Origin of the sequence: Bacilliculturomica massiliensis (assembly GCF_900605495.1) — a bacterium.
GTDB lineage: Bacteria > Bacillota > Clostridia > Peptostreptococcales > Anaerovoracaceae > Bacilliculturomica > Bacilliculturomica massiliensis.
Window position 1 is genome coordinate 99,072 of sequence record NZ_LR027603.1, and the last position, 22,170, is coordinate 121,241.

Sequence of the window (22,170 nt, forward strand, 5' to 3'; positions counted from 1 at the left end):
GTTGGATTTATCAGCGCCGTCGTCCTCCGTGCCGGCCGGCAGATATTTATCAAGATACTCGTCTCTGATACGTTTCAGCTCGCTTCTGGGCATGATGGACAGCAGCTTCCAGCCGATGGTCAGCGTCTCCTCGATGCTGCGGTTCGTCTCATATCCCTGAGAAACGTACTCGTTCTCAAAGGCGTCGGCAAATTTGGCATAGAGCAGGTCGATATCCGTCAGAGCAGCTTCTCCCAGGATCGCCATCAGTTCCTTGCACTGTTTACCTCTGGAATAGCAGGCGAACAGCTGGTTCATGGTATCCGCGTGGTCCTCTCTCGTCTTGCCCTTGCCGATCCCCTTATCCTTAAGACGGGACAGGGACGGCAGCACGTCGATGGGCGGCGCCACGTTCTTTCTGTAGAGTTCTCTTGAGAGAATGATCTGCCCTTCCGTAATGTATCCTGTCAGGTCGGGGATGGGATGGGTCTTGTCATCCTCCGGCATGGTCAGAATGGGGATCATGGTGATGGACCCGTCGAAGCCCTTCTTTCTGCCCGCTCTCTCATAGAGGGTGGCCAGGTCGGTATACAGGTAGCCCGGATAGCCTCTTCTCCCCGGAACCTCTTTGCGGGCGGCGGAAACCTCCCGCAGCGCCTCCGCGTAGTTGGTAATATCGGTCAGGATGACCAGCACGTGCATGCCTTTTTCAAAGGCCAGGTATTCGGCGGCCGTCAAGGCGATACGCGGTGTGGAAATACGCTCGATGGCCGGATCGTTGGCCAGATTGGTGAACAGCACCGTCCTGTCGATGGCTCCCGTCCGCTTAAAGTCTGAAATGAAGTAATCCGCTTCCTCATAGGTGATACCGATGGCGGCGAATACTACGGCGAAATTGCTGTCGCTTCCCAGCACCTTGGCCTGTCTTGCGATCTGCGCCGCCAGATTGGCGTGGGGCAGACCGGAACCGGAGAAGATCGGGAGCTTCTGGCCTCTTACCAGCGTATTCAGTCCGTCGATGGCGGAAACGCCCGTCTGTATGAACTCCGCCGGGTAGTCTCTGGCCGCCGGATTCATGGGCAGGCCGTTGACGTCCATATATTTATCCGCGATGATGGCCGGTCCGCCGTCCTTGGGTCGGCCCAGTCCGTCAAATACGCGGCCCAGCATGTCTTCCGACACGCCCAGCTCGATGCCCTTTCCAAGAAAGCGCACCTTGCTCTCCGCCAGGTTGATGCCCGCAGCGCTCTCAAAGAGCTGTACCAGCGCGTTGCTTCCGTTGATCTCAAGAACTTTGCACTGCCGCACCTCGCCGCTGGGCAGCTCGATCTCGCCCAGCTCGTCGTAGGTGACGTTATCCACGTTCTTAACAAGCATCAGGGGGCCTGCGACTTCAGATATGCTCTTATATTCCTTAATCATCCTCTTCTCCCCCCTTGCTGATGATCTCCTGAATGCCATGGGTCAGCTCATCCAGGATCTCTTGATAATAAACTTCGATCTCTTTTTCCTCCACATACTTGAAACGTCCGATAGACTCGCGGACCGGCATGGAGATCAAAGCGCCGTAATCCCCGCCCTTCTCGATGGCGTCCTTGCTCTGGTAATAAAAATCCATGATCAGATTCAGCAGCATATACTGCTTGCTCAGAGAGGTGTAGGTGTCCACCTCGTGGAAGGCGTTCTGATGCAGATAGTCCTCCCTGATGGATTTACATGCCTCCAGTTTCAGCTGATCCAGGGGAGACAGCGCGTCTACGCCGACCAGCTGTACGATCTCCTGCAGCTCCGCTTCTTCCTGCAGCAGCTTCATGGCCTCGCTGCGCAGTCTGGGGAACTCTTTGTTCACGTTCTCCGCAAACCACTTGGACAGACGGTCCACATAGAGGGAGTAGCTGTTCAGCCAGTTGATGGCCGGGAAATGTCTTGCATAGGCCAGATTGGCGTCCAGACTCCAGAATACCTTAACGATACGCAGCGTAGCCTGCGAAACAGGTTCGGAGATGTCGCCTCCCGGAGGAGACACGGCGCCGATGGCGGAAAGAGCCCCTTCTCTGCCCTCTTTGCCCAGGCTGATCACGCGGCCCGCCCTCTCGTAGAACTGAGCCAGACGGGAAGCCAGGTAAGCCGGATAGCCTTCCTCGCCGGGCATTTCCTCCAGACGTCCGGACATCTCACGCAGCGCTTCCGCCCACCGGGAAGTGGAGTCGGCCATCAGAGCTACGGAATAACCCATATCCCTGAAATACTCTGCGATGGTGATCCCTGTATAGATGGACGCCTCACGGGCGGCCACCGGCATATCTGAGGTATTGGCGATGAGCACGGTCCGCTTCATCAGCGGCTCGCCTGTCTTGGGGTCCGCCAGCTCCGGGAACTCCATCAGTACGTCCGTCATCTCGTTTCCGCGCTCGCCGCAGCCGATGTAGACTACGATATCCGCGTCCGCCCACTTGGCCAGCTGATGCTGGACCACGGTCTTGCCGGAGCCGAAAGGTCCCGGAACGGCGGCCACGCCGCCCTTGGCGATGGGGAACATGGTGTCGATGACCCGCTGTCCTGTGATCAGCGGCATTTCAGGCACCAGCTTTTCTCTGTAGGGACGGCCGCGTCTTACAGGCCACTTCTGGGACATGGTGATCTCTTTTTTGCTGCCGTCGTCAGTTTTGATGATGCACACGGGCTCGTCGACGGTAAACTCTCCGGACTTGATCTCCATGACGATACCCTTCATGCCGTAGGGAACCATGATCTTGTGCAGTACGCTGACGGTCTCCTGGACCGTTCCGATAATATCGCCCGCCTCGATCTCGTCGCCCTTGGCGGCCACGGGCACAAAGTCCCATTTCTTATCCCGGGTCAGCGGTTCTACGTTGATTCCCCGGGTAATGTTCGGGCCGGCCTTTTTCAGCATCTCTTCCAGCGGACGCTGAATGCCGTCGTAAATATTCTCGATCATTCCGGGGCCCAGTTCCACTGAAAGAGGCGCTCCTGTGGAGACGACCTTCGCTCCCGGTCCCAGACCTGCGGTCTCCTCATATACCTGGATCGAAGCGCGGTCGCCGCGCATCTCGATGATCTCGCCGATCAGGCCGTGCTCGCCCACGCGGACCACGTCGAACATATCCGCATCCTGCATGCCTTCCGCAACGACCAGAGGCCCGGATACCTTTACTACTTTCCCTTCGTTCACTAATATGTCACCTGCCTTCTTTACTAGTCATTGCCAAACAAAATGTCCGCGCCCACGGCGCGTTCCACGGATTTCTTGACGCCGGTCATGCCGATGCCGTAGCTTCCATCCATACCTGGAATGGGTATGATGGCCGGGAGCATCTTGTCTCTGTGTTTATCCAGCTCGTCGGCTATGTCCCTGCACAGCCCCTCCGTAATGTATATGATCGCGTAATCCTCTTCCTTCGTCAGCCGGGAGAGAGTCTTGCGCGCCTCCGCGCTGTCCGCGCAGGGAAAGACGGAGAGCCCCACGGCTTTGAAGCCCGACACGCTGGCCTTATCGCCTATAACGCCTATCTTATACATATGTCTTCCTCATTCTTTCTCCGATCGCTTCCCTGGAGAGCCCCTGAGTGAGTCCCGCCAGAATGATGCGCGCCAGGCGGATCTCCCCTTCTTTTGCGATGAGGTATGCCGCCAGCGGCTCGATGCCGAATGATACGAATTTCGCCGAACCGGCAAATTCCATAATGCGATCGTCGCAGAGCTTCTCCAGCGTAGTGAACCGACCGGTCTCCCGGATCGCCGCGCCGCCCAGGGCGGCCGTCTCCATCAATCCATAAGGCAGGAGTTTTTCCGCAAACTGCTCATAGCTCTCATCGAAGGCTCCGATGAAAAGTTTTTCCGGGACGCCGCCCCCCGGCAGAAACACCTTCTGGAAAAAATCCCAGGAGCGTTTCATCTCCCTCAGCCTGGCAAAAGTCTTCAGGTTGATGGTATCGATCGTCAATCTGACGTAGTCGTTTATAAATTTGCTTCCTGTACGCCCGGCGGCCAGCAGCATCTCCGCGTAACACGCCCGATCCAGGATAAAGTCGATCATCTGCGGATCTTTGGTCCGTGAGAACGTATCGATGGCCTCAAGCACCGCATCCTTCATCAATGTGCTGACGGAGATGAAATTCCTTTCACGCACCATCTGCACCAGAACCGCGCTGTCCACCGTACCGATATCCATCAGATACGGCGCGCCGTCGATCTCCGCAAACTCCGCCTTCAGCAGGACCTTTAGATTATGGTAATCATACGGATAGAGGAAAGCGCTGAAATCGTCCCGATCCGGCGCGATGCTCAGAATAAAATCGTAGGCCTTGTGAAGCTCCTGGGACAGAAGCTCGTCGATCTGACCTTCCCCGAATCCGTCCTTATTCTCCGATGTTCCGTAATCCAGATCCAGCAATATCTTCAGCGCGCCGTCAGTCGTCTTGCTGTCCGCCATCTTTTCCGCTTTCTCACGGGTCAGCAGATTTTTTTCCGCGCCGCGCACACGAGAGGAAGCAAATACATAGTCTTTATTGCTGTCTGCCAAAATAATGCCTCCTCGCTATCCTCTTTCGCCGAAAAGCGTCGCCACAACCTTGGGCGTCACTTCCCCGCGCACAGCCTCCACCATGACCTCCAGAGTCGAATTCAGTTCCACCGCGCCCTTTTTCAGTACGAATCCTCCCGAGGCGCTGATGGTTTTTTCGGAGAGAGTCACCTTCCCCGCTTTTCCGCCTTCGTTGACCCGGCTCACCAGTTTTTCGCCGATCTTCGCCCGATCTGCTGCGGTGAGAAGCAGTTCGCCTCCGTCGGCGCCGGAAGCCTCGATGGTCCGCGCCAGCAGGTCGATGTAGGCGTCCTCCGGCAGCTTTGCCAGCCGCAGAAGCGCCTCGTCAAAACACTTGGAGATCGCCTCCTGCTTGGCCCCCAGCCGCATCTTCCGCGCTTCCAGCTCCGCCACGGAAGCTTTTCTCTTTTTTACCGTCTCCACATCGTCGGCGATCTTCTTCTCCAGATCCACCTGCTGCTGCTTGATGAGACGCTCCGTGCGGTAGATCGTGCCCCGTCCGTCGTACCTTCCTTTTTCAAAGATACGTCTGGCGTCGTCGTTGGCCTCCGCCAGAATTTTCTCCATTATATTTTCTATTCCCATAGGTTCACATCCTCAACTTCTCAGAGTCCGGCGCACCGGTCTTACTACACCGCCACGCTCATCCACATCAGGAAGGAAATCAGCAGCGCCAGTACCGCGTACGTTTCTACCATAGCCGTGTAGACCATGCCCTTGGCGATCTCTTCCGGTCTCTTCGAGATCAGCATGATTCCGGAAGCGGCGGTCTTTCCCTGGGCGATACCGGAAAAGATACCTACCAGGCCGATGGGGATGCCCGCCATCATAAGGGCTGCGCCCTGCATGATCGTCAGATCCTTGGGGTCTCCTCCCAGAGCGCCGATCTTTACCATGATCAGGAACGCGATCAGCAATCCGTAGATGCCCTGGGTGCCCGGCAGCGCCTGCAGCAGCAGCGCCTGACCGAATTTACCCGGGTCTTCTGCGACCACGCCGTTGGCCGCCTGGCCGGCGATGCCCACGCCGTAAGCGGAGCCGATGCCCGCGATGGCCGCGATGGCGATGCCCAGATAGGCCAGCGTATTTCCGTTAAAAATCAGGTTAGCAACTTCAGTAGTCATATCATTTTTCCTCCCTTAATATCTGGATATATTTTGTATTCTCACTAAATGGGTCGAAGGCTTCTCCGCCGCTTTCATAAAACTTTCCGAAAAACTCCACGTACTGCAGTCTGCAGGAATGTACGAAAGAGCCCAGCGAATTGATCGCCAGATTGTACGTGTGTCCGACGACGAAGGCGATCAGCATGGCGAACATGCCCAGAACGCCCCCTCCCGCAAGGGAGCCCAGCGTGTTGAACACGGTGGATATCACGCCCGTTGCCAGCCCCAGGGCCAGCAGTCTGGAATAGGAGAGCACGTCGGACAGATAACTGGTGATGTTGTACAGGCTTCCCAGTCCGCCGGTGATCCTGCCGAATCCCTTTTTATCCCGGCCTCCCGTGAGCAGAATGCCCACAGCGCCGATGACTGCCATCCACATGCCGATGTTCGTCGGCACCGGTCCCAGAAGTCCGGCCATCTTCCCGCAGAGGAACATGACCAGCCCTACCAGCAGCAGATACCAGAATCCTACGTCAAACAACGCGTCCAGCGGTCTGCCGTCCTTGACGGACATGTATGCCGACAGTCCCATACCCAGAAAGAGATGGATCGTTCCGAGAATAAAGGAGAAGATCAGCAGCGTCATGGGGTCTTCCAGAGGATTGAACCAGAGCGGTTGAATGACCACTTCTTTTCCGAAGAAGGTGTCCGCCACCACCGTGATCAGGTCCCCGAAATATCCGCCGAACATAACGCCCCAGAACATGGTGGCGATCCCGCAGTAGAAGAACATGCTGATCATCTTTTTCATCATGCCTTCCAGCCGGAATTTCTTCTTTATGATCAGCGTGGCTATGGTGATGATCAGGCCGTAAGCCGCGTCCGACAGCATCATTCCAAAGAACAGCGCATAGAAGAACGAAAAGAACGGAGTTGGATCCAGTCCTCTGGAATCGGGAAGCGCGTAAAGTCTGGTGACAGACTCAAAAGGCGAATTGAAGGCGTTGTTCAGCAGAAGCACCGGCGTCTCTTCGCCTTTCCTGGCTTCCACCGCCTCATACCAGCATTCCTTAACGCGCAGGAGCATCTCCACCCTGTCCACGGCCATACGCGGCACCCAGCCCTCCAGATAAAAGACGCTGTCTGTTTTCAGAAGGCGGCTTCTGATCTTCTGGCGGTCCCGCTTCATGATCAGACCGTCGTGGAGGAACTCCAGATCAGGTTCATACTGTTCCTCTGTCTTGATGAGCTTAATGAGCTCGCTCTCCTGCTGCAAAAGCTCTTCCGTCTCTTTTTCGCAGCTTTCGATACATTGGGAGACCATGCCCTCAAACTCGGGAAAGGCGATCCGGCTGAAGGAGAAATCACGAAGGACTTCGTTGGCCTTCTCCTCCTCGGCCTTCAGCAGGAACAGCGCGAAATAATGCTGATCCTTATCGCTTCCCACAAGCTCCGACTCCGTGTCCGGCGCTTTCTCCTCCAGTTCACTGCGAAAAACTTCCGGGTCTGACGCTGCGGGGATCGCTCCCAGCACCACCCGAACGGTCTTCGTCTCCGTGAGAGACAGAGGCAGGTCGTAATCTTTCCAGGGCAGCAGCGACAGCTTCTGCGTCTCCGCCCTGTTTATTCTGTTCTTGACTTCGGTGAGCTGATCGGAGAGTGAGAGAACGTGATCCGCTTTTTTCCGGATCTCAACTTCCCGATCCATCACCCGGTCAAAGTCTCTCTGACGAACGGCCAGCCTGGTCCGGATCAGCGGTTTTTTCATATCGCTGTACTTCTGCAGCGTTTCGATGGCCTGCGCCACCCGGGAGATCTGACCTTCCCATTTCGCCACAGCCTCCTCGTTTCCGTCGGCGGCCACCAGTTCGCGCCATTCGTCATCCGTCAGCTTGGCGTCCTGTGCGGTGATCTGGACCACCCCCAGGCGCATGAGCTCTTCCATAAGACTGTCCCGGTCCTTCGACAGCCCTATGACGGTGAGCTTTTCCATTCTGGCTATTGACACTTAACTCACTACCCTTTCTACAATGATCGATATTGCTTCCTCGCTGGTCTTTTTCGCCCTGGCAAGTATCTCGTTACAATCTTTCTCAGCCTGGTGAATGATAATATCGTAGGCCAGCTGGGCGTCTTTCTCCGCTTTCGCGATCTCTCTGCGGTATGCCGCGTCCGCTTCTTTCCCCGCCTTATCCAGCAGGACGGCCGCCTCCTTCTCCGCGTCGGTCCTCATTTTTTTCGCTTCGACTGTGCTTTTCCTGCGGATCTCATCCGCCTGAGCTTCTGTTTCTCTTATTTTTTTGATCTGCTCGATTGCCACTGCGTCGCCTCCTTTTATCGAGATTTTCTAAACCGGTCCAGGGCGGCTGCGCCCCGGACCGGCAGGTGACGCGCGTCCTGTGACGCGCCCTATTCTATCATTTTATTCCTGTCGCGCAGGTTCAGGAAACTGGCTGCCAGCAGTCCCCCGGCCGCGCCGAAGACATTGATCTGCTTCAGATAGATCGCCGCCAGAATCAGACCGATATAGAGTGCTGTTCTCAAAAAATATCCCGCCATGATATAGGTTCCCGCGCGGCCGGCGTCCATATGAGCCAACTTTCCTGCCATCCGCAGGAGCAATTTGAAATTGAGAACTCCAACGGCAAGACCTAAAACGATTCCTGTGATCACTGGTACCATGAAAACACTCTCCTTCTTCGCCGTCGGATCCGGTCTGGCGCCGCCCCGACGGCCATCGGCTTGTCAAAACGACAGTTTCATATTTTATACCCCGACAGGGGGGAAAATAAACCGATTAGGGTCCATTATACTGAATTGACCAAATATTTCAACTAAGTGCCGCATGAAATCCCCGCAGGAAATCCGCACCAAATTTTTTTGATTATCTCCGGTCATATTCCTTATTCTTTTTTGTTAAAATAAATCATTTTAATTTTTTATGATAATTTCGATTAAACAAAGCCGGTTTGGCAAGAATAAATTTGCCAATTTAATTTCTGAAAAACAGCCCCTTTTTCTCGTCACTTTCGTATTTTCCCCGGATTCCCCCAGCAAATCCGCCGGCCGCCGTAATTCCTCCTTTTTCTGCCGGCTTTTTTCCCGGATCCCTCTGTCCTGCGGGAAAAAGGCCGTTGGATCCCTGTCCAAAAAGGGGATTGATACGTATTCTTTCCTATCTATATATAATACCCCAAGACGCCATTCTGATACCCATAGAAAAATTTCAATTTTACCAGATCTCATCCCCTGTGCCGGGGCTGCCTGAAAACAAAAAAATGATAAGGCCGATCGTCACTACATCCGACGACCGGCCTTATCTACTCTCGATTAACACTTCCGGTGGACTCACCTCTTTCTCTTCTAGTCCAATGATTCTTTTACAATTCACCGACTATTATTAACAAGTAACCAGATTTCCTCTCTATGACATTTTGTTCTTTCATGACGGCCTTTTCACCTTCTGGCCTCTTTCACCTTCCGACGTCCCACCTTCTAGTCTCCCGACTTTCGTGAGCGTTTCATCATTGGCTCTTCCGGCCTTCTTCAGCTTACTGCCTCCGGTCCGTTGTCTTTGAGGGCTCCTCTGTTACTTTGTACCTTTATTATAACATCGAAAAATATAATTGCAAGTATTTTCAGTTAATTTTTTGCTTAAATTATTAGACATTTTTATCCGTTGTCAGAATAAAGCGTCATATCTTTTCCGCGCGGCTCTCCGCTGTCAGAACGGGTAAGGCGCACGGAGAAAACACCCGCAGGCCAAAATGGCTGCGGGTGCTGAAATACTTTGATACTCACCGGGCGAGTCTTGATCCGCCCGTCTCACTGTGAACTCAGATCGTGGATCACGTTGTTCATCCACTTTTTCGAGATCAGCCGCCTGGAAAGGATGATCCCCTTCGTTATCTCTTCTACCTGCACCATCATGACTACAAAGTAGACAGGCAGTTTCAGCAGCAGAGCTCCCGTAAAGACCAGGGGCATACCGATGAGCCACATGGTGCTCACCTCGGATACCATGGCGTATCTGGTGTCTCCCCCCGCCCGCAGACTTCCCGTCACCGTCAGCCCGTTGAAGAGTTTGAGTCCCATAAAAATACCATAGATCGTCAGGATGCGCACGGCGTACATTTTTCCATCCGGCGTAAAATCGAAAAAGCCCACGATCACCGGCGCGAGCACGATCAGGAGAATTCCCCCGGCCACGCCCACGGTAACGCCGATGCGGTACAGCCGTTTGGTAAGGGCAAGAGCCTCGTCCATTTCCCTCTGGCCCAGCTTCTGACCCACCAGAATCAGCATAGCGTCGCCCAAGCTGAAAAAGGCCATGGTAAACATGTTCAGGATCGTGCTGCTGGCCTGAATAGCCGCGAAGGCAGTGATCCCGATCCGCCCGTAAGCCGCGTTGTAAGCCGCCGTTCCCATTCCCCACATGGTCTCGTTGACAGTAGTGGGCAGGGCGTTTCCCACGATCCGTTTGGCAAAGCTCCGGTTCCAGCCGAAGAAGTCCCTGGCCTTCCCCTTCAGGATATTGCCGCGTCCGAATACCACAAAAAGCGCCAGGGAGGTCTCAAGCAGCCGGGCGAGAACCGTAGCCAGGGCCGCTCCCACGATGCCCATGGCCGGCGCGCCGAACTTGCCGAATATGAAGACGTAGTTTAAAAAAGTATTGGTCACAAAAGCGGTACTGCTGATCATCAGCGGTTTCGTTGTCTGCTGAGTAGCCCGCAGCGCAGTGGTAAAGGGCACGGTGATACTGGTGCAGAGAAAAATAGGCGCTCCCATGCGCACATATCCCGTTCCCATCTCAATGGCGCCGGGGATGTCCGTAAAGATCGACAGGATCCGCTCCGGAAAGAAAATGGCCGCGACGAAGAAGAGCAGGCTGAAGGACACGCATACGGTCAGCGCAAAGCCGATGACCTTCCGAATGCTGGCCACATCCTTCGTTCCCCAGAACTGGGACACAAAAGTAGCGCATCCGCTGCAGAAGCCGAACAGCATCATCCACTGAATAAAATAGATCTGCGTAGCCAGTCCCACCGCCGCCAGTTCCGCCTCTCCCAGACTGCCTACCATGAGATTGTCGATGAGGCTCAGGGAAGACGTGATGAGGTTCTGCAGCGCGATGGGCAGCGCCACCATGGCCAGCGTTCTGTAAAAACTGCGAGAGTCGGCCTTTTGCATCATGAGCCGAACCTCTTTTTCAGAGCTTCCACAATGCGGCGGCACGCCTGTCCGTCCCCGTATGGATTTTCCGCATGGGCCATCTTGCGGTAGACCTGTTCATCGGTGAGCAGTTCGCGCATCATGGAATAGATCGTATCCCTCTCCACGCCGGCCAGCCGCACGGTACCCGCCTCGATGGCCTCCGGCCGCTCCGTCTCTCTGCGGACCACGAGGACCGGCTTGCCCAGAGAAGGCGCTTCCTCCTGCACGCCGCCGGAATCGGTGACGATAAAGTAAGACTTCGCCATCAGATTGGAAAAAGGCTGATACTGAAGAGGCTCAATAAGGTGAACATTCTGCATTCCGCCCAGGATCTCCGACGCTGTCTCCCGGACCCTGGGGTTCATGTGCACCGGGTACACGATCTCTACGTCGTCAAACTCCGCCGCGATATCTCGGATAGCGCTGAAGATGTGCACCATGTTTTCTCCCAGATTCTCACGGCGATGGCAGGTCACGGCGATGACGCGCTTATTGTCAAAATCGATGGCAGAAAGCGTCTCATCCTCAAACTCATAGGGTTTTTCCGTCACCCAGAGCAAGGCGTCGATCACCGTATTGCCGGTGATCACGATATTTTCATCCGCTATGGACTCCCTCAGAAGGTTGTCCCTGTTGCGCCCGGTGGGCGCGAAGTGCAGATCCGCTATATGGCCGGTCATGACCCGGTTCATCTCCTCGGGAAAAGGCGAGTATTTATCGAAAGTGCGCAGACCGGCCTCCACGTGACCCACGGGTATCTGCTGGTAAAAAGCCGCCAGCGCCGTGACGAAAGTGGTGGAGGTGTCGCCGTGGACCAGCACCATATCCGGTTTTTCCTTCTGCAGAACCGGCTCCATGCCGGTGAGCACATTGGCCGTTATCATGCTGATGGTCTGATTGGGCTTCATGATATTCAGATCGTAATCCGGATGCAGCTCGAACAGAGAAAGCACCTGATCCAGCATCTCTCTGTGCTGCGCCGTGACGCAGAGCACCGATTGGATCTCCGGGTCCTCGGTGAGCTTCTTTACCAGGGGCGCCATCTTGATGGCCTCCGGCCTGGTTCCAAACACTGTCATTATCTTCATCTCGTCTCCCTCTCTTCCGGCTCGGCTTCCGCCCCTTCTTTTTCCTCTTTCTCTTCCGCCTGACGTTCCAGCTCCTCTATGGCCTGATTGATGGCCTCCTGCTGCCTGGCCATGATCTTGTGATTGTCCAGGAACACAAAGATCAGCGTCGCCGCGATGACTACCAGGGCGGCCGCCTCTACCATGAGGTTGACCCGGCTGCTGTGCATGATCTCCTCCGCGTCGATGCTCATGAGCACCGCCGCTACGCCCATGATGCCGCTGATGCTGTACAGCATCAGCACCGTCCGCTTCTGTCCCAGTCCCACGGCCATGATCCTGTGATGCAGATGGCCCTTGTCCGCTTCCATGATGGGACGCCGGTTCACCATGCGTCTCAAAATGGCAAAAGCGGTGTCAAAGATGGGCAGAGCCAGCACGAACATGGGCACGATGGTGGCGATCACCGTGGTGCTCTTCAGCGGCGTGTCGCCGATAATGGAGACTCCCGCCAGCATAAACCCCAGGAAAAGGGATCCTCCGTCCCCCATGAACGTCTTCGCCGGATTGAAATTGTACGGCAGAAATCCCAGCGCCGAACCGGCCAGCGCCAACATGACATAGCACGTCTCGTACCGGTCGTGCAAAAACGCCGTGTACGCGATCGACAGGCAGGCGATGGCGGAAATTCCCGCCGCCAGTCCGTCCAGCCCGTCGATCAGGTTGATGGTATTCGTGATCCCCACCACCCACAGGACCGTGACAAACAGGCTCAGGATCAGTGGGAATTCTATAAAATAACTTCCGATGGGAAATGGATTGGTCAGCCCGGCTATGCGGACGCTGAACACAAACAGAATGCAGGCGCACACCATCTGCGCCGCAAATTTAACTTTTGCCGGCATGCCCTTGATATCATCGTAGACGCCCACCAGATACATGAGCGTACCGCTGATGACCACTCCCCAGAGCTGCTCGTTCAGCGGCATATAAAGGATGACCGACGCCATCGTACCCAGATAGATGGCCAGACCGCCAAATCGCGGTATGGGCCGGGTGTGCATTCTGCGCTCATCCTTTGGAATGTCCACAGCGCCCACCATCGGCGCCAGTTTGATGGCCAGCGGCGTAAAAATCAGCGCCCCGGCCAGAGCCGTGCCGAAAACTAACAAAAACTTATTCATTGCAGTATGCCTCTCTAATGCATGTCCCCTATTTTTCTTCCCCTAATATTTCGACTTTCAGGCCCGCTTCCGCCAGCATCTCCACGGCCAGTTCGTCCGGGTACCCGTCTCTGATGACGATGCGACGGATCCCCGCGTTGATGATCATCTTCGCGCAGATAACGCAGGGCTGATTGGTGCAGTACAGCGTCCCTCCGGCGATGCTCTGGCCCAGATGGGCGGCCTGGATAATCGCATTCTGCTCCGCGTGCAGACCGCGGCACAGTTCGTGGCGCTGTCCCGAGGGCACGTTCATCTGTTCCCGCAGACAGCCCCGGGTGCCGCAGTGCTCGATCCCCGTGGGCACGCCGTTGTAGCCGGTGGCCATGATCCGGTTGTCCTTCACAATGACGGCGCCCACGCTCCTGCGCGTGCATGTGGAGCGCTTCTGCGCCACCTCGGCCATCTCCATAAAATACTCGTCCCAAGTCGGTCGGTTCATATTCTGTACCTCCTGCAAGTTCCCGCAAAACATCCGCGCGCCTGCCCCAGGCCGCGGCGCCTTTGCCTTATCCTTTGAACAGTGCGTTTGCGGCTCTCACCGTATCCATGGCCTCTCTGCAATAGTAATCGGCGCCGATCTTCTCCGCGTAATCCCCGGTGAGCACCGCTCCGCCCACGGCGATCCTGCAGGACAGACCCGCGTCACGCAGCGCTCTGATGGTTTTTTCCATATTGACCACTGTGGTGGTCATCAGCGCGGAGAGACCCACCATGCGGATATTCTCTCTCTCAGCCGCTTCCACCACGGCCTCCGCGGGCACATCTTTGCCCAGATCCAGTATCTCATAGCCGTAGTTTTCCAGAAGCACCTTCACAATATTCTTGCCGATATCGTGGATATCGCCCTCCACCGTGGCCAGTATGATGCGGCCGTAGCAGATCTCCTCTCCGCCGGCGGCCATGGCCCTTTTCAGTACTTCAAAGGCCGCGCTCACTGTATCCGCGGAGCGGATCAGCTGAGGCAGGAAACTGGCTCCCGTCTCATAATCCTTTCCCACCTGCTCCAGCGCGGGAATGATGATCTCCTCCACGATGGCCAGCGGCTGTCTTTCCAAAAGCAATTCTTCCGTGACAGCGGCGGCCCGGTCCTGCCAGCCTCTGACGATGATCTCCGCCAGCCGCCGTTCCGCAGTATTCTCCGCATCACCCGCGCCCGGCGCGGACTTGGCCGCCTTCCCGCCTGCGGCAGGACCCGCGGTCTGTCCCCTTGCCCCTTTCTCCGGTGCAGAACCTCCCCGAGGGGACGCCGCCTGCGCTCCCGCGGCCGGTACGTCCTTGTACTTTTCAATGTAATCGGCCGCTCCCGGATCTTTTCCAAACAGCGCCGAGTAGGCGGACACCGCGTCCATGTACTCCGGGATCAGCGGATCGGTGATGGGCGCGTCCAGACCGGCGTACAGCGCCGCAGTTAAAAATGCGGCGTTCAGCAGCCGCCGGTTGGGCAGGCCGAAGGAAACGTTGCTGGCTCCCAGCGTGGTCTTCACCGGATATCGTTCTTTCAGCGCGCGGATGGCCGCCAGAGTATCCCGGGCGGCCAAAGGCTCCGCAGACACTGTCAGCGTCAGGCAGTCTACCAGGATCCGCTCCGGCCCGATACCGTACTCCGCCGCCCGGCGGATGATGCGCTCCGCTATGGCAATGCGCTTTTCCGCGCTGTCCGGTATCCCCCCTTCGTCCAGAGTCAGCGCAATGACATTGGCGCCGTATTTCTTCGCGATGGGAAACACCGCTTCCATGACGGATTCCTTCCCGTTCACCGAGTTGATGATCGCCTTTCCGCAGTAGACCCTGACCGCGGCTTCCAGCACTTCGGGATCAGCGCTGTCGATCTGCAGCGGCGCGTCGGTCATCAGCGCCACCCGTTTCACAGCGGTAAGCATCGCCGCCTTTTCGTCGATCTCCGGCAGGCCCACGTTCACGTCCAGGATATGAGCGCCCGCCTGGGTCTGGCGCAGCGCTTCGTTTTCCACATATTCAAAATCGCCGGATCGCAGCGCTTCCTTCAGCGCTTTCTTTCCGGTAGGATTGATCCTCTCCCCGATCACCACCACCTGTCCGCCGAACCGCACGGTCCTGACGGCGGAGCAGGCGGTCATTTCCCGCTCTCTTTTTCCACGGATCTCCTCCGGGGTCAAGGGCTTTTTTCCCTCCAGCGCCGCGGAGAGAGCCCTTATGTACTCCGGGCTTGTCCCGCAGCATCCCCCGGCCACGGCGATCCCCGCGTCCGCCAGCTCCGCCATGGCCTGCGTGTATTCCTCAGTGGTCACGTCGAACACAGTCTTTCCGTCCACCATCTTGGGCAGCCCTGCATTGGGCTGTACCAGGACCGGCAGCCGGGACTCCGCCAGGATCTCCTTCACGATGGGGATCATCTGCTTCGGTCCCAGAGAACAATTTACGCCCAGGGCGTCGATCCCCATATCCTGCAGGATATTCACCATGGTGACGGGATCCGTGCCCATGAGCATCCTGCCGTCCTCCTGAAAGGTGACGGAGCAGAAAACAGGCAGCTCGCAGCACTCCTTCGCCGCGATCACAGCCGCCCTCAGCTCGCTGATATCCGTATAAGTCTCAAAAAGAACAAAATCCACCCCGGCTCTGACCCCCGCCAGAATCTGCTCCGTGTAGATCGCATGCGCTTCGTCAAATGTCAGATCGCCTGCGGGTTCCATCATCCTCCCGATTGGCGACACGTCCAGCGCCACATAGCGCTTTCGCTCCGTTCCGGCAGACCGGTCCGCCTCCTCCGCGCGGTCCGCCGCCCGTCTGGCGGCCGCCGCTCCGGCGGCTATGACCTCCTCCACGCTGTGCCCGCTGCCCTCCAGCTTATACCGGTTGGCCCCGAAGGTGTTGGTGGACACAAAATCACTGCCCGCAGCAAAATACTGGGCGTAGATCGTTTCCAGGATTTCCGGATGGGTGATATTTAAAAGTTCGGGATGTTTTCCCATCGGAGCGGAGAGCTTTTGCAGCATCGTTCCCATCGCTCCGTCGCAGATTATTATTTTTTCTCTCAGCAGTTCTCTGATTCCCATAGTGTTCCTTTGCATTTATCTGATCCTGTCCGCCGTCGGTCCGGTCCTGCGGCAGGGCCCTTACTCCCCTTCTTCCAGCAGGCTTTTCAATTTGAATAGAAAATCCTGAATATTTGATACGATCGTAGTCACTTCCAGCGTCCCCCTGTCCCGGATCTTGTTCAGTACAAATTCGGAGACATCCACCGCATAGATATACACGGGGCGCACCTGGCCGCCGCGCACAACAAAAGAGGGCGTCAGATTTCCCGTAGCGATGGTGTGGAGCTGCGTGGCCAGGCACACGATAGTGGTGGCCCGGCAGGTGTGCTCCCGCATGCGGTCCTGCACGTCGGACATGTCGCAGTTTACCTCAGGCATGGGACCGTCGTCCCTCAGAGAGCCCGCCAGCACCATGGGCACGTGGTTTTTTACACAGGAATACACCAGTCCGTCCTTTATGTAGCCTTCTTCCACAGCCTTCTTGATGGACCCGCATTTCTGCACCTGATTGAGGGCGTCCAGATGGTTGTAGTGACCGTTGGGCATATTCTCATTCGTCACCAGATGCTGACCGAGAGCCGTGCGGTACATGGAACCTTCAATATCGTGAGTGGCCACCGCGTTTCCCCCAAAGACCACATGGCAGTAGCCGTTGTTCACGATATACTCCATAGCCTTCCGCGATCCATCGTCGAAGATCGCCGCAGGGCCCAGGACCCAGACAATATGTCCATCCTCGCGGTCGTGGCGCAGAAGATCCGCCAGTCTTCTGTAGTCGTTGGCAAAGGACGTCTCTCTGGATCTTCCGCTGCGGAATCCGAACACGTCGCCGCTGCATCCGCTTTCGTCGGCAAACCCGCCGCCGTACACGTAGATCCCTTCGCTTCCGTCCTCCGTTCTTCCAAGAAACGCCCTGTCGCCTTTTTTCAGCCGCCGGAACTCCGTCGCCTCAATACTGCCGTCCTCCCGCAGCACCGGCACGCAGTCCATGCGGGTGTTTGCGATCAGGACCCACTCTCCGTCAACTTTAAAATACTCCGGATACATGGAAGTGGAATGATAGTAATCAGGCGCCACTCCGTCCCGGGTCACTTCCGCCAGTTTCGCGTCCGGCGCGTTCCGGAAGCGCTCCTCCTCAAAATCAGGAGCTTTATACTTGGGTAATTCAAACATTTGCGTCAACCTTTTCTTCAATTTCCTTCTTTTTTGAATGGTTCGCGCCGCCCTCCGCGGTCTTTTTTTCGTCTCCGGAAAGCACAGCGCTCTAATCGTAATATTTTACCACACTAAAGTGCCTGTGACAAGAGAAAACAGCCATTTTCAGGCTGTCTCCCTCAATTGTTCCGTTTATTTTTCGCGGATCCTTTCGATGCTTCCGATGATCCGTTTTGCCGCCTCGTATTTGTTCATGGTGTAGAGATGGATCCCCCGCACTCCCCAGGCCAAAAGCTCCACGATCTGCTCCGTGGCGTAGGCTTCTCCGGCCTCCCGCAGGGCCGCCGGATCGTCGCCGTACCTGTCCAGCATCCGCTCCAGCTTCGCCGGCACGCTGCATCCCGAGAGTTTGGTCATGCGCAGGATCTGATTCCTGTTCAGCACAGGCATAATGCCCGCGGACACAGGTATGCTGATCCCCGCCTTCGCCGCCCGGTCCATGAAATCGTAAAACAACTCGTTGTCGAAAAACAGCTGGCTGACCAGAAAATCAGCCCCGCAGTCCACCTTCTCCTTCAGATGCTCCATGTCTTCTGCCGGTCCCGGGCTGTCCACATGCCCCTCGGGATAACAGGCCGCCCCGATGGAAAAACCGCCCGCAGCCTTCACCTCGCCGATCAGTTCTCTGGCATACTGATACTGCAGGGGATTGGGAAATTCAAAATCCGGATCCTCCGGGATATCGCCGCGCAGGGCCAGAATGTTTTCGATCCCTGCATCGCGGATGGCCGCAAGCCCCGAGGCCACCTGCTCCTTCGTGGACGAGATACAGGTGAGATGAGCCATGCTCTCGATGCCGTAATCTCCCTTGATCTTCCCGGCGATCTCCACGGTGCGGTCCTTGGCCTTGCCGCCGGCGCCGTAGGTCACGCTGATGAAATCGGGGGAAAGCTCCTTCAGGTGGTCCAGCGTGTCGTACACGGTCTCCACAGGCGACGTGATCTTAGGCGGGAACACTTCCAGCGAGATGACCGTCTTCTTCTGTCTATAAATTTCACTGATCTTCATAAAATACCTCCATTAAATAAAGTCCCTGCGGCGGCGCTGTGTGCCCTGCGTATCTTCTGTCTGCCCTTTCTATGATGGCCTTCAATTCCTCAGGCTTCCGCCTGCCCATGCCCACCTCCGTCAAGGTTCCGGCGATGATCCGGACCATGTTGTATAAAAATCCGTTACCCGACACCGAGAGGAGAAGCTCATCGCCTTCCCGCTTTACATCCAGGCCGTAGATCCGGCGGACGGTAGACTCCATCTCCTTGCCTCCGGCCGCCATAAAGCACCGGAAATCGTGCTCTCCGACTACGTGCTCCGCCGCCAGGGCCATGGCCTGCTCGTCCAGCCGCCTCCGCACCTGATAGCAGTAATTCCTCTGAAACAGATCCGGCTGCCGGCTGTCTCTGATGCGGTAGACATACCGCTTTCCCCGGGAGGAAAAACGCGCGTGAAACTCCGGATCCACCTCCCTCGCCTCCAATATGCGCACGTCCCCCACGGCAGTCTTTCCAAGCCCCAGTCCTGCGGCCAGGAGATTGTTTGCGGCCTGCGCCATGCGCTCCACGGGGATCCCAAACTCCCCCTTGAAGCTGGCCCGCTGGCCCAGCGCATGGACGCCGGCGTCCGTGCGGCTGGTCCCGTTTATCTGTATTTCCTGACCGCAGAGCACGGAGAGCACCCGCTCCAGCTCCCCCTGCACCGTGCGCCGCCCCGGCTGGCGCTGCCACCCGGAAAAGCCTGTGCCGTCGTAGGAAATCGTCAGCAACACATTCTTCATCTTTTACCTCTGTCCTCCGGCCGGTACTCTGTCCGCTCCGGCTGTTAGCCCACCATGACGATCCTTATATTCCGTACAATAATACCACATTGAGAGCAGAAAAAACAACCCCGCCGAAAGGCGGAGCCGTAACTTGCGATCGAAATGGCCGCTCCCGCGCGGCGGCGGTACATATTCCCGGTCACGGCAGGGCCGCGGCTCCGGAGCGGAAGCGCCGGTTAAAAACTTTGTACGCGAACGCTGTGGAACTTTGACGAAACTTCGTTTCTTTTTGCACACCTAAGTCATTTACTTTTTCCGCCGCAGCGCATACAATTATGTACAAATAACGGGAAATTTCTATTCGATACAACATAAACCGCAAGGAGCAGACACTACATGAAACGCCTTAACAACATGATCATTCTGATATTATGCGTGACCTTCCTTCTGGTCATAAACGCTGTTGCCGTCTTTAACTACCGGGACAGCGTTCTTTCCTGCGAAACGAGAAAGGACAGTATGCTGAACTTCGTCATCAAGTATCAGACGCTGGCGGATAATCTCCGCAGCGACGCGCGCAGATATCTGGAGACCGGTGATGAAAAATATGCGACAAGTTTTAACGAACAAATGAATAACTATCAGACCATGGATCACATCTCTCTGGGTTATCGGACGTTTACCGTTTTACAGGCGGAAGAACAGCTGAATTTCGTAAACCCCGAAGAAGATTTTACCATGAAAGCTCAGGCCGATTTCCTCAATTTCAACGAGCAGGAAAGCGAAGTCTATGAGCGTTATCTCCAGAGCTACGGTCAGGTGCTCTCTATGCTACGCAAGAGCATGGAGGAGAGAGATCCCTCCCTCATCCTCTCGCTTTCCATGGAGGAGAAATACGCCGCGCTGGGCGAACAGCTGCGCCTCCTCAGCCGGGACTATATGCACCGGCTCAACGCCGAGGAAGACGATGTGGTGGCGACGCAGAATCTGACAGAGTTCACTCTGATCCTGCTCTCTTTTCTGCTCCTCACCGTGGCCGGCATCCTGTTCTATTTCCTGCTGAAAGAAAACAAATGGAATTCGTACTTCCGGCAGCTTTACACCACCATCGTGGAGAACGTCAGCGTGGGCCTTTCCATTATCAATCAGGCGGGCGAATACGAATACATGAACGCCAAATACAAGGAGATCCTTGGCGTGGACAACCCCCACCCTGTCGGGAAGGCTCCTGAACAGATACTGGACAAAAATGTTTCCGCCGCCCTGACCGGAGTGGCCAGACTGGATCAGGCGCGCTCCGGCGGCCGGCTGCATCTCACCGTCAACCACCTGGAAAAATACGTGGATTACGACCATTTTCTCATCTTCGACGATAACAATCAGAAAAAATACGTAGATCTGCTCAACGATATTACGGAGACAGAACAAATGCGGCTCCGCCAGGAGAAGAACCTGAAGGAGATCGAGTACTATTCCAACTCGAAAGACTCTTTTCTGGCGAATATGTCCCACGAGATCAAGACTCCCATCAACGCCATCGTGGGCATGACCTATTTCCTGAAAGAGACGCCTCTTTCCAGGAAACAGCAGGATCTGGTACAGAAGATCGAGAGTTCCTCCGACGTGCTGCTGGCCATCATCAACGACGTGCTGGACCTGTCCAAGATCAAGTCAAAAAATCTGACGCTGCACCCCACCGCCTTTTCGCTGGCCGAAATGATCCACAGCGTGGAGGACATGTTCCTGGCCCAGATCACGGGGAAAAACCTCGCCTGGTTCTGCGATATGGATTTTGTGCCCGATCTCTGTCTCTATCTGGACCGCACCCGGCTGATCCAGGTGCTGGTCAACCTGATCAACAACGCTTATAAATACACGGAAGAAGGCTACATCACGCTGTCGGTGGAGACCAAATCCGAAACGGCGGAACTCATCTATCTGGAATTCTGCGTGGAAGACACGGGGATCGGAATAGAACCTCAGGATATCCACAAGCTGTTTAAAGAGTTTGAGCAGCTGGAAAATCATCTGACCAAGCAGCACACCGGCGCCGGGCTGGGGCTGTCCATCTGCCGCCATATCGTGGAAGCCATGGGCGGGCGCATGTGGATCACCAGCACGCCCGGGGACGGCAGCCGCTTTTACTTTTCCATCCCCGCTCCCAAAGCCGACAGCAGCGACGTAAAAGCCGCTTCGCCCGCGGAGCCTGCGGAAAGAGTCTCCTTCGACGGTCAGGGCGCTAAGGTCCTCATCGTAGAAGACACGGAGATCAATCTGGAGATCGCACAGAATCTGCTGGAGACCATGAATGTGGAATGCGATACGGCCGCCAACGGGCTGGAAGCCATCGAACAGTGCAGAGACAAGGCGGCGGATTATTACCGCGTTATCCTCATGGACATTCACATGCCCGAGATGGACGGCTACACTGCCTCTGAAATTCTCAGAAATGAAATGAAGATCACCACGCCTATCATCGCTCTGACTGCCACGGAGGTCACCGAGGAGACCAGCCTGCAGCACAGAGACACCATAAGCGGATTTATTTTGAAGCCATTTAAGGTAGAGACCTTTTACAAGACGCTGAGCAAATACTTTGCTCCGTCCAAAGACCCTGCCGCCGGTTCGGAAGTCTCCGACCCGGCATCAGGCGCGGGAGAGTCCGGGGGCACAGGGCCCTACGCGGGAAAAGCCACCGCCATACATAATCTCGGCGGCATGGAATCCATCTATTACAAACACGTGGCCAGATTCAAAGCCAACTACCCTCAGACGCCCGACGAGATCGAAAGGCTGCTGGGCGAGGGCAATTTCGACGAAGCGAAGCGGCACGCTCACTCCGTCAAAGGTCTGGCGGGCACTCTTGGCATGCTGGATCTTCAGAAAACGGCCTACTCTCTGGAAAAGAGGATCGCCGCCCGGGAGACCAAGCTCATCCCCGCTGCCCTGGAAGAGTTCAGCGAGGCTTTGGACGAAGTGATCCGGACAGAGCCGTAGACAGCACCGGCGGAACGCCGCCCCCGCAAGGG

General features: G+C 56.2%; 17 protein-coding genes and 1 pseudogene. 1 reads left to right on the forward strand and 17 read right to left on the reverse strand.

Features of this window, described 5'->3' with window-relative positions:
• Positions 1 to 36 precede the first annotated feature (36 nt).
• The 17 genes and pseudogenes from E0E37_RS10155 to truA all read right to left on the reverse strand — a co-directional run.
• Positions 37 to 1,401: pseudogene (locus E0E37_RS10155) on the reverse strand (V-type ATP synthase subunit B); the annotation flags it as partial.
• Positions 1,394 to 3,172, reverse strand: coding sequence for a V-type ATP synthase subunit A (locus tag E0E37_RS10160; protein ID WP_130862943.1), 1,779 nt, complete (start codon positions 3,170 to 3,172; stop codon positions 1,394 to 1,396). The gene E0E37_RS10160 and the pseudogene E0E37_RS10155, both read right to left, overlap by 8 nt.
• Before the next feature lie 23 nt (positions 3,173 to 3,195).
• On the reverse strand, positions 3,196 to 3,519 hold the full coding sequence (locus tag E0E37_RS10165; protein ID WP_130862944.1) for a V-type ATP synthase subunit F: 324 nt from the start codon (positions 3,517 to 3,519) through the stop codon (positions 3,196 to 3,198).
• Entirely contained in the window at positions 3,512 to 4,522 is a 1,011-nt protein-coding gene (locus E0E37_RS10170; RefSeq protein WP_165445317.1) for a V-type ATP synthase subunit C, read from the reverse strand. The genes E0E37_RS10165 and E0E37_RS10170 overlap by 8 nt, the downstream gene beginning before the upstream one ends.
• A 15-nt stretch (positions 4,523 to 4,537) precedes the next feature.
• A complete protein-coding gene (locus tag E0E37_RS10175; RefSeq protein ID WP_130862946.1) occupies positions 4,538 to 5,128 on the reverse strand; it encodes a V-type ATP synthase subunit E in 591 nt (196 codons plus the stop codon).
• Between the two features lie 44 nt (positions 5,129 to 5,172).
• A complete protein-coding gene (locus E0E37_RS10180) occupies positions 5,173 to 5,667 on the reverse strand; it encodes a V-type ATP synthase subunit K (RefSeq protein ID WP_130862947.1) in 495 nt (164 codons plus the stop codon).
• A gap of 1 nt (position 5,668) precedes the next feature.
• Positions 5,669 to 7,657, reverse strand: coding sequence for a V-type ATP synthase subunit I (locus tag E0E37_RS10185; RefSeq protein WP_130862948.1), 1,989 nt, complete (start codon positions 7,655 to 7,657; stop codon positions 5,669 to 5,671).
• Complete coding sequence (locus E0E37_RS10190; RefSeq protein WP_130862949.1) at positions 7,658 to 7,969, reverse strand: hypothetical protein; 312 nt, start codon at positions 7,967 to 7,969, stop codon at positions 7,658 to 7,660.
• 89 nt (positions 7,970 to 8,058) lie between these two features.
• Positions 8,059 to 8,331 (reverse strand): ATP synthase subunit I, encoded by a 273-nt coding sequence (locus E0E37_RS10195; protein WP_130862950.1) that lies wholly within the window; start codon positions 8,329 to 8,331, stop codon positions 8,059 to 8,061.
• A gap of 1,143 nt (positions 8,332 to 9,474) precedes the next feature.
• On the reverse strand, positions 9,475 to 10,842 hold the full coding sequence (locus E0E37_RS10200; RefSeq protein WP_130862951.1) for an MATE family efflux transporter: 1,368 nt from the start codon (positions 10,840 to 10,842) through the stop codon (positions 9,475 to 9,477).
• Positions 10,839 to 11,951 carry a non-hydrolyzing UDP-N-acetylglucosamine 2-epimerase gene (wecB, locus tag E0E37_RS10205; protein ID WP_130862952.1) on the reverse strand — a complete coding sequence of 371 codons (1,113 nt, stop codon included), beginning with the start codon at positions 11,949 to 11,951 and terminating at the stop codon, positions 10,839 to 10,841. The genes E0E37_RS10200 and wecB overlap by 4 nt, the downstream gene beginning before the upstream one ends.
• Positions 11,948 to 13,114 carry a glycosyltransferase family 4 protein gene (locus E0E37_RS10210; RefSeq protein WP_130862953.1) on the reverse strand — a complete coding sequence of 389 codons (1,167 nt, stop codon included), beginning with the start codon at positions 13,112 to 13,114 and terminating at the stop codon, positions 11,948 to 11,950. Before E0E37_RS10210 ends, wecB begins: the two co-directional genes overlap by 4 nt.
• Positions 13,115 to 13,142: 28 nt before the next feature.
• Positions 13,143 to 13,595 (reverse strand): deoxycytidylate deaminase, encoded by a 453-nt coding sequence (locus E0E37_RS10215; protein ID WP_130862954.1) that lies wholly within the window; start codon positions 13,593 to 13,595, stop codon positions 13,143 to 13,145.
• A gap of 67 nt (positions 13,596 to 13,662) precedes the next feature.
• Positions 13,663 to 16,191 carry a homocysteine S-methyltransferase family protein gene (locus E0E37_RS10220; protein ID WP_130862955.1) on the reverse strand — a complete coding sequence of 843 codons (2,529 nt, stop codon included), beginning with the start codon at positions 16,189 to 16,191 and terminating at the stop codon, positions 13,663 to 13,665.
• Positions 16,192 to 16,251: 60 nt separating this feature from the next.
• Complete coding sequence (locus E0E37_RS10225) at positions 16,252 to 17,346, reverse strand: putative NPN-dependent ornithine cyclodeaminase (protein WP_130862956.1); 1,095 nt, start codon at positions 17,344 to 17,346, stop codon at positions 16,252 to 16,254.
• Between the two features lie 174 nt (positions 17,347 to 17,520).
• Positions 17,521 to 18,396: a methylenetetrahydrofolate reductase [NAD(P)H] gene (metF, locus tag E0E37_RS10230; RefSeq protein WP_130862957.1), complete on the reverse strand. Its 876-nt coding sequence runs from the start codon at positions 18,394 to 18,396 to the stop codon at positions 17,521 to 17,523.
• Entirely contained in the window at positions 18,383 to 19,159 is a 777-nt protein-coding gene (gene truA / locus E0E37_RS10235; RefSeq protein WP_130862958.1) for a tRNA pseudouridine(38-40) synthase TruA, read from the reverse strand. Before truA ends, metF begins: the two co-directional genes overlap by 14 nt.
• Positions 19,160 to 19,537: 378 nt before the next feature.
• Here truA and E0E37_RS10240 point away from each other — a divergent pair, with 378 nt between their 5' ends.
• Complete coding sequence (locus E0E37_RS10240; protein ID WP_130862959.1) at positions 19,538 to 22,138, forward strand: ATP-binding response regulator; 2,601 nt, start codon at positions 19,538 to 19,540, stop codon at positions 22,136 to 22,138.
• Positions 22,139 to 22,170 lie beyond the last annotated feature (32 nt).